Origin of the sequence: Tautonia sp. JC769 (assembly GCF_040717455.1) — a bacterium.
GTDB lineage: Bacteria > Planctomycetota > Planctomycetia > Isosphaerales > Isosphaeraceae > Tautonia.
The window spans coordinates 128,065-141,399 of the sequence record NZ_JBFEFH010000017.1 but is presented as its reverse complement, the minus strand read 5'-3'; the positions used below and the strand labels follow the sequence as shown (position 1 = coordinate 141,399).

9 protein-coding genes are annotated in these 13,335 nt (G+C 70.0%); 5 read left to right on the top strand and 4 right to left on the bottom strand.

Going from position 1 to position 13,335, the window contains the following annotated elements; genetic code table 11:
* Positions 1-8: 8 nt before the first annotated feature.
* The 3 genes from AB1L88_RS17245 to AB1L88_RS17235 all read right to left on the bottom strand — a co-directional run bounded on the left by AB1L88_RS17245 (position 9) and on the right by AB1L88_RS17235 (position 2,592).
* The gene (locus AB1L88_RS17245) at positions 9-560 is read right to left on the bottom strand and encodes a hypothetical protein (RefSeq protein ID WP_367097919.1); all 552 of its coding nucleotides are present in this window, start codon (positions 558-560) and stop codon (positions 9-11) included.
* A 173-nt stretch (positions 561-733) separates the two neighbouring features.
* Positions 734-1,726, bottom strand: a complete 993-nt coding sequence (locus AB1L88_RS17240; protein WP_367097918.1) for a DUF1559 domain-containing protein — start codon at positions 1,724-1,726, stop codon at positions 734-736.
* A gap of 38 nt (positions 1,727-1,764) precedes the next feature.
* On the bottom strand, positions 1,765-2,592 hold the full coding sequence (locus AB1L88_RS17235; RefSeq protein WP_367097917.1) for a DUF4198 domain-containing protein: 828 nt from the start codon (positions 2,590-2,592) through the stop codon (positions 1,765-1,767).
* A gap of 253 nt (positions 2,593-2,845) precedes the next feature.
* Between AB1L88_RS17235 and AB1L88_RS17230 the strand changes: the two genes are divergently transcribed.
* On the top strand, positions 2,846-3,502 hold the full coding sequence (locus tag AB1L88_RS17230; RefSeq protein ID WP_367097916.1) for a sigma-70 family RNA polymerase sigma factor: 657 nt from the start codon (positions 2,846-2,848) through the stop codon (positions 3,500-3,502).
* Positions 3,499-7,476, top strand: coding sequence for a protein kinase (locus AB1L88_RS17225; protein WP_367097915.1), 3,978 nt, complete (start codon positions 3,499-3,501; stop codon positions 7,474-7,476). Before AB1L88_RS17230 ends, AB1L88_RS17225 begins: the two co-directional genes overlap by 4 nt.
* Positions 7,477-7,540: 64 nt before the next feature.
* Here AB1L88_RS17225 and AB1L88_RS17220 read toward each other — a convergent pair whose 3' ends face one another.
* A complete protein-coding gene (locus AB1L88_RS17220) occupies positions 7,541-8,278 on the bottom strand; it encodes a metal-dependent hydrolase (RefSeq protein ID WP_367097914.1) in 738 nt (245 codons plus the stop codon).
* 297 nt (positions 8,279-8,575) lie between these two features.
* On the opposite strand from AB1L88_RS17220, the gene AB1L88_RS17215 reads away from it, so the two are divergent.
* The 3 genes from AB1L88_RS17215 (at position 8,576) to AB1L88_RS17205 (ending at position 13,249) form a co-directional block, all read left to right on the top strand.
* The gene (locus tag AB1L88_RS17215) at positions 8,576-10,144 is read left to right on the top strand and encodes an outer membrane beta-barrel protein (RefSeq protein WP_367097913.1); all 1,569 of its coding nucleotides are present in this window, start codon (positions 8,576-8,578) and stop codon (positions 10,142-10,144) included.
* 453 nt (positions 10,145-10,597) lie between these two features.
* Positions 10,598-12,304, top strand: coding sequence for a hypothetical protein (locus AB1L88_RS17210; RefSeq protein WP_367097912.1), 1,707 nt, complete (start codon positions 10,598-10,600; stop codon positions 12,302-12,304).
* A gap of 78 nt (positions 12,305-12,382) precedes the next feature.
* The gene (locus tag AB1L88_RS17205; RefSeq protein WP_367097911.1) at positions 12,383-13,249 is read left to right on the top strand and encodes a serine protease; all 867 of its coding nucleotides are present in this window, start codon (positions 12,383-12,385) and stop codon (positions 13,247-13,249) included.
* Positions 13,250-13,335 lie beyond the last annotated feature (86 nt).

Here is a 13,335-nt window from a genome sequence, read left to right as displayed (position 1 = left end):
TCCCCGGGTCAGTCAGGTTCCCACTCATCGGCCTGGTGGGCGACGGGAGTCCCATCGCGGTCGAAACGGACCGCCATCCCGCGGGTCGTGCCCGGCTCCATGTACTTCACACTGTCCTGAGCCTCGTTCTCGAAAAAGATCCGGATCACCCTGGGCTTCCCTCGGGTTTCGAAGGTCGGTTCGCGGCCTTTCAGGAAACTCCGGGCCGATCGATCCAGGGATTCCAGCGGGACGGTCGTCCCGTCCAGTCGGACGAGTAGGACAAGAGGCATGTCGCGCTCCGACGCAACGGGCAGTTCGAGATCAGCACGCCCGGCCTTCCGGAACGATGCCGGCACTCCGAACGTGTCCATCTCGATGACCCAACCCCGAGTCCGGTCCGAGTCGAGCAGCAGCACCGCAATCGATTCAGCCCCCGGGGTTCGGTCGAGCACGATGGTCGCGAGGAAGCCGGACTCGACGATCCCCCCATGCAACCGGAGGAATTCCCTCGCCTCTCGTTCGAGGTTGACCGGGGAGGCAACTCGGGTGTAATTCGGCCCCTGGAGGCTGAAGATCATCACCGACTCGGTCGGCGTGTTCCCGGCCGGTGCGTGAAGTCCTCCGGACGGACTCGTCGCCGGTCCGCAAGAAACGAGCAGAAGCGCGACAAGCGGCAGGAGACGGGAATCCTTAAACATGACTGCGACCTTCCCCCCAGGCGGCAATTTTTCGAAGGCCATGACGCAAGGTATCAGAGCTGATCGGCGCTGATGACCTCGCCCCCCTTGCGGGTGGCGAGGGCTCGCCAGGTCGCGGGCGAGACGGTGTCCTTGACGAACCGGACGGAACCGTCGCCGAGCAAGAGATTGACGCCGCCGGGGTGGTTGCTGCTGGCCTCGCTCCAGCCGACGGAGTGGCGATTGCAGCTCGGTTCGGCAGGATTGGGCGGATACCAGTGGGAGTACGTCGAGGCGTTGGCGTCGCCGTCGGCCCAGTTGCTCCGCTTGTTGGGGTGGACGTTGGCGGCGGCCCGGCAATCGGCGTCGGTCAGGGTGTTGACGTGCCGGATGTAGCGACGAGCGTCCTCGGCCATGTCCGCCGCGGGGATGTTGTAGGGGCCGCCGGGGCCGATGAGGCTCTCCGACATGACGGCCGTGTTGCTCGACCCGTCGCGGATCTCGGCCAGCGTGGTCGAGGAATTGATGTAGAAGGTGCCGTCGATCTGCCGGTAACCGTTGGCGGGCACGTCGAGGCCCGACCCGGCCGTGGCCACGTAGTTCGCGCCGTAGATCGGAGGGGTCGGCCGGTCGATGCCGTCGCTCGGGCAATGGAAGAGGGCGACCTTGGTGGAGAGGGCCGACAGGTTCTCGGGGAACGGTGCATACGCCTGATTCGGCCCGCCGATGATCGGGAAGTCGAAGTTGATCGCGTCGTGGACGGCCGACTGCTCCAGGTAAGGGGTCAGGTGGGCCAGCACCCCCCACTTGGCATGGCCGCCGGGGACGGTCGGATCCCCCGGCCAGGGGGCGTCATAGAAGGTGTAGCCGATCGGGAAGCTGCCGAGCGCCCCGTGATAGTTGTGCAAGGCGATGCCGAGCTGCTTCAGGTGGTTGACGCATTGCGCCCGCCTGGCCGCCTCTCGGGCCGCCTGCACCGCGGGGAGGAGCAAGGCGATCAAGAGCCCGATGATCGCGATGACCACGAGCAGTTCGATCAGGGTGAAGCCGCGACGTGATCGCGTCATGGTGGGGAGGCTCCTTGCGGTGTTCGGGCGGATCGGGATCAAGGGAGGACTTCCAGGGCCACGGTGGCCGTGAACGACTCGACGTCGAACTGCGAACGATCCTCCTCGGCCGCCGGGAGGGTCTTCTGGGCCCGGATGACCCAGGTCCCCGCGCGATCGAGCCGGATGGTGGCGATCCCGTCGTTGTCCGTCGGGATGGCGAAGCACCAGGCCAGGTCCGGCTTGAAGCCGATGAACCGGGCGAACACGTCTTGCCGAGCGGCCGGTTCCCCCCGGAACAGGACCCGGACGCGGAGGTCGGCCCCCGCGGTCCACGACTCGGGGCCGTCGAGCGGGACGATCTCGAACTCGTGGCCGAGCGTCCGGGTGGCCTCCTCGTGGGCATCTCCCGAGATCAGGAGCGCCTTGGCGAACTGGTGGCTCCGGGCGGAGTAGTCGATCGTCCCCCCCTCGACCTGGGCCCGGGCCTCGGGCTTCGTGGCCATGACGTGGCGATGCTGGCCATGCTCATCCACGACGACGGTATAGACCGACGGGTGCCGGGTCGCCTCGGCGGTATACAGCCCCTCTTCCTCGACCCTCACCTCATTGGCGTGGAGCGAGTAGCCCTCGGTCGCCAGGTAGCTGACCGAACCCGACGGGGTATGGAGCCGGTAGTCCTTGATCGCCTCGGCTTCGATCGGCAGGTCGATCGGCAGGATGTGCCCCCAAGAGAGGTAGACGGTATCTCGGCTCCCCGGCTCGGTCACGAGCCGGCTGGCCATCACCTTGATCTCGTGCGCCGGGGCGGCCGTGGACGCCCCCATCAGGAGCATCGAGGCCGCGCAGGCCCCCCAAACCGGCCCTCGCCAACCGAATCGTCCCATGGTCCCCCTCCTGTGCAAGGAATCGGCATGCGGTAGGAAAAATCCTGGAATCGTAATACACGACGCCCCGCCGGATCGCAAATCAAATCGCGGAAAAATCCCCGAAGGGCATCGGATTGCTTGCCAAAGCGGGGAGGGCGTCGGTAGGCTTGGGCGCGAGAGGGTGGAACGGACTCGGGCCCGGGTAGAAGGATCGGAGGACCCGATGATGGCGAGCGACGGTCCGGCCACAAGGCCTGACGAAAGCCACGAGTTGCGCCGATTCCTCGACCGCATCCGCGCCGGGGATGACGACGCCGCCCGGGAACTGCTCGGGCGGTACGAGGCCGAGGTCCGCCTGGTCGTCCGCCGCCAGTTGCCCCGGCTCTTGCGCTCGCGGTTCGACTCGCTCGACTTCATGCAGAGCGTCTGGGGGAGTTTCTTCCGGCGGATGCGAGGCAACGACGGCCCGGCCGACTTCGAGGATTCCCGACACCTTGTCGCCTTCCTGGCCAAGGCTGCGAAGAACAAGGTGATCGACGAGTACCGCCGCGCGGGCAGCCAGAAGCAGGACATGCACCGGGAGGAGCCCCTCTGGGTCGACGGCCAGCGGCCTCGGGACCTCCCCGGGCGTGACGACTCTCCCAGCGAGGTGGCCGAGGCGCGCGAGGCCCTCTCCCGGCTCCGCGACCTGATGCCGCAGGATCGGCACGCGATCATCGAGCTGAAGGCCCAGGGGCTCTCCAGCCGCGACGTGGGCGATCGGCTCGGCATCAGCGAGCGGACGGTGCAGCGGGTCATCGAGGACCTCAAGCGCCGGCTCGACCTGGAGCGTGAAACGGACCCGTCTCGAGCCGGGCAGCATGACGACGCGACGCCTCGGCCGGCCCCCAAGGACGGACCCTTGCCCCGCCGCCCCCGACACGAATGATCGAGCCCCCACACCCGTCGGACCTGGCCACGACTTCCGGCCGGACCTGGGACGATGCCTCATCGCCCGCCGCCGCCCGGCTCGCCCACCGCTTCGAGGACGCCTGGAAGCGCTCCCCGCCCCACGCCCGGCCCGATCCGGCCGCTTACCTCCCCGATGAGCCTTCCGAGCGTCCCGGCGCCTGGCTCGCCCTGCTCAGGGCCGACCTGGGACTCCGGTGGGATGCCGGGGAGGCCGTCAGCGTCGAGCAGTATCGCGCCCGCTACCCGGACCTCGACGAACAGACCCTCGTCGCCCTGCTGTACGAGGAGTTCTGCCTGCTCGAAGAAACGGGATCGGACCCCGACCCCGCCGACTACGAGCGGCGGTTCCCGGAGCTGGCCTCGGCCCTGCGGCGGGTCTTCGACATCCATGCGCTGATCGGCGGATCGGCCTCGCCGATGGTCAGCTCGACGCAATCGAACTTCAACTCGGGGCGGAGCACCCGATCGGTCGAGGCCGCCCCCGTCGATCCGGTCGAGTTCCCCGAGGCCGGCGAGACGATCGGCGGGTTCCGGCTGGCCGAGGAGCTGGGCCGCGGGTCGTTCGCCCGGGTCTACCTGGCCCACGAGCGCTTGCTGGCGGATCGCCCGGTCGCATTGAAGGTCGCCACGACCGGCTCCCGAGAGCCGCAAACCCTGGCCCGATTGCAGCATACGCATATCGTCCCGGTCCACAGCTACCGGGTCGATCCGGTCTCCGGGCTCCACCTGCTCTGCATGCCCTTCTTCGGCCGGACGACGCTGGCCGATGTCCTGAACGACCCGGCGACCCTCGCCGCGCGCTCGGGCAGCGAATTGCTCGCGGTGCTCGACCGGATCGAGCCGCCCGAGGACGACCGGCCCCGCACCGCCACCGCCGCCCGGAAGGCCTTGGCCGGTCGATCCTTCTCCGGGGCGATCGCCTGGTGGGGGGCCCGGCTCGCCGAGGCGCTGCAGCACGCGCACGACCGAGGCGTCCTGCACCGCGACGTGAAGCCGACGAACGTGCTGGTGACCGGCGACGGGCTGCCGATGCTCCTCGACTTCAACCTGGCCATCAGCCCGGTGATCGACGAGCCCGCCGACGACTCGGCGAAGCTCGGCGGCACCCTGGCCTACATGGCCCCGGAGCACATCGAGGGGCTGGCCGAGGGGATCGACACGGGGGTCGACGCCCGGGCCGACGTCTTCGCGCTCGGCGTGGTCCTGTTCGAGGCCATCGCCGGATCCCGGCCGTTCCCGGTCGTCCGCAAGGCGCGATCGGTGCCGGAAGCCTTCTGGAAGACCGCCGAGCAGCGGCGAGCCGGGCCTCCCCCCTTGCTCCGGGGGGGCCGGCCGGTCTCCCCGGCCCTGGAGGCGGTCATCCGCCGCAGCCTCGAGCCCGATGCCGAGCGCCGCTACCAGTCCGCCTCGGAGCTGGCGGCCGACCTCCAGGCGATCGCCAACGACGGCCCGCTGCGCCACGCGACCGAGCCGATCGCCAGCCGGTCGATCCGATGGGTGCGCCGCAATCGCGTGCGGTTCCTGATGGCCGCCCCGGCCGTGGTCGCCGGCTCGATCCTGCTGGCCACGATCCACGACGCTCGGGTCCGGCGGGTGGCGGCGCAGGGCGAGGTGAGGCGGATCATCGAGCAGGCCGCGATGTACCAGCAGGCCGGCAAGCTCGACGCCGCGATCCAGGGCTACGGCTTCGCCATGCAGGCCGCCGCCAAGCACCCGTCGCTGGCGAAGCTCTGGTGGGAGGCCCAGGAGAAACGCCTCTGGGCCATCCACATCGAGCAGCTCGAACGCCACACGCTCGAATTCTTCGAGGAGGCCGAGTGGCTCCGCTATCGCCTCTTCGGCTTCGTCGAGCCGGAGCGGCCGCCGGGCGAGGCCCTGCGCGGCCTGCTCTCCCCCTTCGGGGTCTTCTCGGAGATCGACTGGGCGGCGAACGACGACTTCGACCGCCTGCAACCCGAACGACGCCGCCGGTTGCTCGAAACGGTCCCCCAGTTGCTGTTCCTCCGGGCGGTCCACCTCTGGTTGACCGAGCCCGCCGGGCCGTCCACCGCCGGGGACATCGCCGACCTGCGCGATCGGGCCGTCCGGGCCATGCCGGGCAACGACCCTCGCCGAGCCGCCTGGGACGCCCTCTGCGGCGAGCTGGGCATCCTCGGGCCGGCCATCTCCCCCGCGACCGACACGCCCCTCTCGGCGAACGAACGTGCCCGGCAGACGGCGGAAGCCGCCTTCCTGCTGGGCATCGCGTCGGCGGCGCGGTACCAGGGGACCGGGGACTCGGCCGACGCCGACCGGGCGATCGCCTGGCTCGAAGCCGCGGTTCGGGGACGCCCCGACTCCTACTGGCCCCGGTTCTACCTGGCGACCTTCGCGCTCGAATCGGGCCGCATCAACGACGCCCTCCGTCACGCCGACGCGGCGGTCGCCCTGAACCCGTCGACCCCCTGGGCGTTGTTCAATCGCGCCCTGGCGGCAAGGGCCTCGGGCAACACCGCGGCGGCCCTCGGCGACCTCCGGGCCGCCTCGGCCCGTATTCCGTCCGGCGACCGGGACCGCCTGCTCGACCGGATCGAGCTGAACGTCGGGCTCGTCCTGCTGCAGCGGGGCGACCGGGAGGGGGCCCGGGCCGCCTTCGAGTCGATCGTCGGGACCACGCCGGTCGGGCTGTCCCTGGGGCGACAGGGCACCGTGTTGCTCCTGGCGAGCGGGCCGACCGGCCTGGCGAGCGGCCTGGGATCGGTCGGGATGCAGACGGCGCTGGGGACGCTCGCCGCGGCCTCGGGCACGCGGTTCGAACGCGCCGCCCGGCTGGACCTGGCCCGGCTCGACGCCGAGGAAGGCCGGCCCGAGCTGGCCCTGCTCGCTTACAGCGACCTGCTGGTCGACGAGCCCGCGCAGCGGGAAGCCCGCCTCGGTCGTGCGCTGCTCTTGCTGGCCTCGGGTCGGCGGCAGACGGCCCTGGCCGACGCGGAAGCCCTGGTCGCCCAGGCCCGGGCGGCCTCGCAGGCGAGGGTCGTCGGCGGATCGTCGTGGGCCGATCGTCGGCCGCTGGCCGAGCTGATCGAATTTCGGGGCCGGTGCCACCTGGCAACCGGGCAGCCGGCCGCCGCGCTGGCGGATTTCGCCGAGAGCCTGGCGATCGCCCCGACCCCGTCGCGGTCCCGACTGCACCTGCGAGCCTTGCTCGCCACCCGGCCGGGGGTCGCGCTGCGGCTCGATGACCCGGCGGCCCTCGACCTGCTCCCCGGCTCCGGCCTGACCGCCGACCTGCTGCACGCGGCCGAGGCCCTGGCCTCGCCCCCGGCCTCGGCCGAGGCGTCCCCGGTGCCCCGAATGCTGACCCGGGCCACCGTGCTCTCCGCGCTCGGCCGCGCGGGGGAGGCCGAGGAGGCCGCCTCGGAGGCCACGCTGGTCGCCCCGGACGCCTCGTTGCCGAGGCTGGTCCGGGCGAGGATCCGCCACCGATCGGGCGACCTGGGCGGCGCGTTGGCGGATCTCAACGCGGCCCTGTCGCTCCGCCCCGATGACCTCGCGTCGTTGATCCTCCGGGGGCAGGTGCTCTACGAATCCGGCCGGCCGCTCGACGCGTTGAACGACCTGAACCGGGCCGCGGTGCTGGGCCGAGACGACGCGCATCTGCACCGGGTCCGGGCGCTGGCGCTGGCCGCGATCGGCCACCTCGACGCCGCCATCGCCGACCTGGGCGAGGCGATCGCCCGCGACCCGCACGACCCGCTCCTGTCGCTGCTCCGCGCCCGGCTCCACGACCGGGCCGGGCAGCACGCCGCCGCCCGTGCGGACCTGGATCACGCCTTCGCCTGGTCGAGCGATCGGCCGGAACTCCGGGCCCTGATCGCCCTGATCCGAGGGAAGGGCCGGTCGACCGAGGCGGGGGCGGACGCATCGCCTCGGCCCGAGGACGACCTCACGACCGCCGCGTCGTCGCGCTGATCGGTCGGCCTTCAAGGGGTTCCGGCCCGCCCGGCGGGGCGATTCGCCCCCTCCGGGTCGGGCCTTACCACCCGTCGACCGGGCCCGACTCATGCACCCCCGGCCAGTAGATGACCGGTTGCGGGAATCCCCCCGAGAAGGGGTCGGCGGGCCAGAACCGCACGACCCACCAGCCGAGCATCGCCAGGATGGCGTAGGTCGCGATCGTCGCGCTCATCGACTTCGAGGTGAACTTCAGGGCCGTGCCGAAGGCCTTGTTCACGCGCCTGCCGACCAGGTCGACGCTGCACCACTCGTCGAGCACCAGGTGCGAGAGGAACCCGAGGATGACGGCGCAGGCCATGACGACCCGCAGCAGGTGCGACTCGGCCGGATAGCCGATGTACGTCACGGCCCCCCAGATCAAGGCGGTCGGGATGCTGTGCGACATCCCCCGATGCACCGTCAGGCGGGCGAGCGTCCGTCGCAGGCCATGTCGGACCAGCACGTACGTCATGATGGCCGACCACAGGTGCAGCTCGAACGGCACGACCACCGGCGAGTTGTCGATGTCCTGCCAGACCGCCACCGCCGCCAGGATTCCCAGGAGGCCGCTGAACCCCCGCAGCTGGACCGAGCTGTCCGAATCGAGGTCCGGGAGCAGGCCCCCGACCGTCGCCAGCAGGGCCGCCACCGAGCCGTACATCCAGTGGACGCCCATCATCACCCCACCTCCCCAGGCGTAGAGCACCCCGAGGAAGCTGGCGAATCCGACGTGCTGCCGAAAATTCCCCATCGCCACGACCCTACCTTCCTTGATCATGCCGACGCCCGATCCTCCGGACGGCCCTTATCTTACCGCGATCACCGCGCCCGTCGAGCCGGAAACACGCCCCGATCGGACCGCCCCCGACTCTCGCCCGGGCAAGTGCCGTCCCCATCCCGACGCACCTCCGCGAGGGCGGTTGAGGCCGATTTTGCTGAAGTTGCCGACGGGAGGGCGTCGATGCCTCTCCCAGAGAAGTCCGGCTGTGCCCCGGAACCACCCCCCGAGACGCTCCCGGATTGGTTGCGTTGCATTGCTGGTCGAGGTCGGCTGGGCTCACGGTCGGGGCCATGGATGCGGAGACACTTCGGCAATCAGGCGAGCAATCGGCGATGGTTCTGGGCCGCGGTCCTGATCGCCCTCGCGCCGATGCGGGCGACGGCCGGGCCGCCGCAGGACTCCAATCCGACGGGCTCGCACTCCTTGATCGGTCTGTACGACCGGATGGAAGCCGGAGCGGGGCTCCCCTCGTCCGCAGGGATCATCCGCCGGGCCGGCGGCGAGCCCGCCCCTCGGGATGCGGCCGTCGAGCGCTCGCAGGTCGATGAGGACCGCGCCTCCAGCGAGGCGGAGCCCGGAGGGCCGGGACTCCCCGGCACGATTCCCGATCCGATCACGGGAGAGCCGACGCTCGACGTGGCCTTGCCGAGGGCCGAGGCCGTGGAAGGCCCCGGACCGGCGTTCCTGCAAGAACTCCTCGGACTCGAGGAGCTGCCGTTCACCTTCCGCGGCTGGTTCCAGAACAGCTTCTCGGGGAACCCGGCGGACCCGCCCGACCGCATCAACTTCGGCGAGTTTCCGAACTATCAGGCCAATCAATGGCAAGGCAATCAATATTACCTGATCGTCGAGCGGATTGCCCGCCAGGAGGGCCGGGCCGACCTGGGCTTCCGGGTCGACGGCTTCCTCGGCAATGACTGGATCTTCACGAAGTCGTACGGGTTCGCCGACGAGGCCTTCGACGTCGGTCAGTTCTCCGGCATCGACATCCCCCAGTTCTTCGCCGAGCTGCACCTGCCGCTCTTCACCGACCGGGGGCTCGACATCAGGGGGGGCCGATGGTACAGCCCGGCCGGATTCGAGGCGGTCCAGGCGATCGAGCGGCCGCTGTTCTCCGTCACCAATCTCATGACGTTCACCCCGTTCACGTTCTTCGGCGTGCTCGGGATCCAGCACCTCGACGAGCGAACGGACGTCTACCTCGGGGCCGTGAACGGCTGGGACCGGTTCCTCAACGCCAATTACGTCTGGAACACCCTCGCCGGCCTGACCCGGGAGTCGGCCGATGGCCGGACCCGGCTGTCCGCCTTCACGGTGGTCGGCCCGAACCAGTTGCCGTTCTTCCCGTCGGCCAATTCCACGTTCCTGCCGGTCGGGGTCCGCACGTCTCCCGAGGTCGCCGGCCTGACCAATTTCGGGTACTCCCGGAGCAACCGGTTCTACGCCTCGTTCGTCCTGACCCGGGAGTGGAGCGATCGGCTGACCCAGGCCATGGAAGTCGCCTGGGTTGTTGACGAGAACACTCCTTTGATGCGAGGCCCCGGCTCGCGGCAGACCGGTGCCCGAAACACGCGGCAGGATACCGAGTGGTACGGCTTCGGCAACTGGTTCCTGTATGAAATCGACCCGAAGCTGACCGCCGTCTGGCGATCCGAGATTTTCCGGGACGACGACGGCATCATCTTCGGGACCACCTCCGACACGTACTACGAGATGACCCTCGGCCTGATCTGCAAGCCCCGGCTCTGGTTCTGGGTCCGGCCGGAAGTCCGGTTCGACTGGTCGCAAACCGGTACACCGTACGACGATGGTCGATCGGGGAGTCAGGTCACCCTCAACGTCGACGCAATCCTCCTCTATTGATCAGGCGGCCCCTTCGGAACCGAGGGCATGAGGACTTGAAGGAAAATCCCGGTCCAGGTTGCCGGGCTGTGGTATTGTATCGGTATCGCCAGACCGGGCCTGCGATGCCCGGTATCGGTGAGTCCGAACCGACGCGAGGACCTTGCCGCATTTCTTGAGCGGCTGCGCCCCGACTTCCGATCGATCACCATCGGGGATGACCCCCGGCGGTGATCGTCACTGGTTGCTCACCCTTTTGACTGGGCGTCCGTCCCGACCTCGGTTCAGGAAGAACGGCCCGGCCCCTGCCGCAGGATGGCACCACGTTTGTTCGCAGTACTCCAACCGGGGGCCGGGCCGCTCACCGAATCGCTCGACTGACCGATTGACGGTTCGAGTGGGCGGCGTGACGCCTGGAAACATGCATCAGGAATCGGCCGACCCAATGGCCGGGCAGGGAGCCTCGAACCGCTGATGAAGCCGATGCTGCTCGGACGAGACGCCTCGTCCGTCCGAGGATCCCGACTCCTCCCCGGTTCGATCCTGATCCTGGCCGTCTTGCCGGCCGTTCTTGCCGTCTGGATGGTGCCCGGGTTCGTCACCCAGGACGGCCCGTCGCACGTCTACAATGCCCTGATCCTGCGTGAGGACCTGCGCCTCGGCGAGGATTCTCCCTTCGCCGAGGCGTTCGAGGCGCACTGGCGTCCCTTGCCGAATCTGGGCGGCCACCTGGCGCTGATGGGGATGCTCGCGGCCCTGCCGGCACGGGCCGCCGATCGGGCGATGACCACGATCACGCTCGTCGCGTTCGCCTCGCCGATCCTCTGGCTGCGCTCCCGGGTGGCCGGGCGGGAGGGCCTTGGTCCGGCGGCGATAACGGCGGCCTTGCTCGCGATCAACATGCCCTGGCTCATGGGCTTTGCGAACTTTCTCGTGGGAGCGACCCTCGCCCTCGTCACCTGGGGCGTCTGGTGGGGTTGGCGCGATGACCTGCGGATCGGCCGGATCGTGGCGATCGGCGGCCTGCTGGTGGTCGGATACCTGGGACATCTCGTGAGCCTCGGGATCACCGCCGGCGGCCTGGTCGTGCTGGCGTGGCTGGCCCCCGGGACCCACGCGGACCGATGGCGTCGGCTCGTCCGCACCCTGGCGAGCTGTGCCCCCCTGGTCCCGCTGGCCGTGCTCTACACGTCCCTCGCGACCGAGGGCGGGGCGTTCGATCCGACCTGGGAGCAGGCCGGCCCGTTCTGGTCGCCGGTGACGTGGGCGAGGCGGCTCTCCTGGGTCGATCCGATTGCCCTCGGCCGCCGCGACTTCGTCCCGCTCTGGCCCGACGCGGGCGGCCGATGGTGCGTGATCCTGTCGCCGAGCCTCTGGCTGGGACTCGGGCTGGCGGTGCTGCTCGGGACCACGCTGGCCCGCTGGCGTTCGCGTGCCGACGAGGCCCAATCCACCCGGCAGGCTCGGCGGGCCTGGGCGGCGCTCGCGGCCCTGCTCCTGCTGGGGGGGATGGTCGGCCCAGACGGCTTCGGGGAGGACCACGGCTATTTCCTCTCGCAGCGGGTGGCGTTGATCGGCCTGGCCTGCCTGGTCCCGGCGCTCCACCTCGACCTGCGTTCGCCTCCGGTCCGGTTCGGGGCCGGCCTGATCGCCGTGGCCCTGGCGCTGCAATCGGCATTCGTCTGGGATTACGCGATTGAGGCCGATCGCCGGGTCCGGCCGATCCTGCACGCGGCCCCCGCGGTCGGCCCCAAGGAACGGGTCGGCACGCTCCTGATCGACATCCGGGGCCGATACCGATCGAACCCCCTCTTGCACGCCGACTGCCTGCTCGGCCCCGGCTCCGGCAACGTCATCTGGAGCAACTACGAGACCCGGCATTATTACTTCCCGGTCCAGGTCCGACCGGACATCGACGCCCCCCCTTCGCTCCTCTTCGAACAGGTGGCGATCCTCGACGATCCCGCCGACCTCGACCGACGGGCACAGCTCTGGCGCGACCTGCTCGCCCAGTACGGAACCGCGATTGATGCGGTCCTCGTCTGGGGTTCGGAGCCGACGCTCGACGCCATCACCGCCGCCTGGGCCGGACGAGGCCCGAGCGCCCGGTCGGGGCCGGTCCGAATCTTCCGACCCCTGGTGAGGCGTGACCGTCGACCGGAATCCGCATCGCAGCACTGAATCATTCGCCCTGGCGCGGGTTTTGGCCTAGAATCAATCGTCGAGTCCCCCCCACCGAAGTTGCGCCGGAGGTGATGAATGGGCATCGTCGAGACGCGACGCGGATTGCTCCGGATGCTGGTCGCCTCAATGCTGATCGGGTTGCTGGGCGTCGCGGCCCCGCGGGCGGCCGAGGCGCAAGCCGGCTCGCGCCGGATGGCGGCCGGCACCATCACCCCGGCGGATCTGCCCGGCCCGCTCGACGACGTGATCTTCCGGCCGACCGTCATGGTGCGCAAGGGGAACTCGCGCGGCAGCGGCACGATCATCGCCTCGACCAGGGGGCGATCGCTGATCCTGACGGCCGCCCATGTGATCGACGGCCCCGGCCGGGCGGCCATCGAGCTGCACCGCTTCAACCTCGGGATCGAGGGGAGGAAGCTCGGCGGGTCGTGGCCGAAGGTCGTCCCCGCCACCATCCTCGCGGCCGACCTGGATGCCGACGTGGCCGTCCTGCGGGTCGAAGGCCTGGCGAGGCTCCCGCACGTCGCCCGGCTCGACGACTCGCTGGCCGAGCCGCTCCCGGAAGGCTTCCCCGTGACCTCGGTCGGCATCGACCAGGCGAGCGACCTGAATAGCTGGGACTCCCGGATCCGGGGGACCGCCCTGCTCTCCCGGAACCAGGCCGATGAGGGAGGTTCCGCCTTCACGTCCCCCTCGCAGGACCGGGATCGGGCCCCACCCCGCGACCCCCGGCTGTTCGTCATCACCGAGCATCCCCCGATTCAAGGTCGATCCGGCGGCGGGCTCTATTCCAGCAAAGGCCGATTGCTGGGGGTCTGCGTCGGCCGGATCGAGCTCAAGAGCGCCCGGGGCGAGGCACGGGCGATCGGGCTGTTCGCCTCGGGCCAGAGCATCCGGCGCGTGCTGGATCAGCTCGGGCCGGCCGACTCCCCCCCGAATTGAATTGCCCTGACGCGACCAAACGACCACAATACCGATGCGGCGAGCCGGCCCGACGATCGGCCCCGGTTCGCCGACTTTCCTCTCAA

What these genes read in the sequence shown, in the direction of transcription:
- AB1L88_RS17210 (WP_367097912.1), top strand. Translation starts at nt 10,598, where the DNA reads ATGAAGCCGATGCTGCTCGGACGAGACGCCTCGTCCGTCCGAGGATCC.
- AB1L88_RS17240 (WP_367097918.1), bottom strand. Translation starts at nt 1,726, where the DNA reads ATGACGCGATCACGTCGCGGCTTCACCCTGATCGAACTGCTCGTGGTC.
- AB1L88_RS17215 (WP_367097913.1), top strand. Translation starts at nt 8,576, where the DNA reads ATGCGGAGACACTTCGGCAATCAGGCGAGCAATCGGCGATGGTTCTGG.
- AB1L88_RS17220 (WP_367097914.1), bottom strand. Translation starts at nt 8,278, where the DNA reads ATGATCAAGGAAGGTAGGGTCGTGGCGATGGGGAATTTTCGGCAGCAC.
- AB1L88_RS17205 (WP_367097911.1), top strand. Translation starts at nt 12,383, where the DNA reads ATGGGCATCGTCGAGACGCGACGCGGATTGCTCCGGATGCTGGTCGCC.
- AB1L88_RS17235 (WP_367097917.1), bottom strand. Translation starts at nt 2,592, where the DNA reads ATGGGACGATTCGGTTGGCGAGGGCCGGTTTGGGGGGCCTGCGCGGCC.
- AB1L88_RS17245 (WP_367097919.1), bottom strand. Translation starts at nt 560, where the DNA reads ATGATCTTCAGCCTCCAGGGGCCGAATTACACCCGAGTTGCCTCCCCG.
- AB1L88_RS17225 (WP_367097915.1), top strand. Translation starts at nt 3,499, where the DNA reads ATGATCGAGCCCCCACACCCGTCGGACCTGGCCACGACTTCCGGCCGG.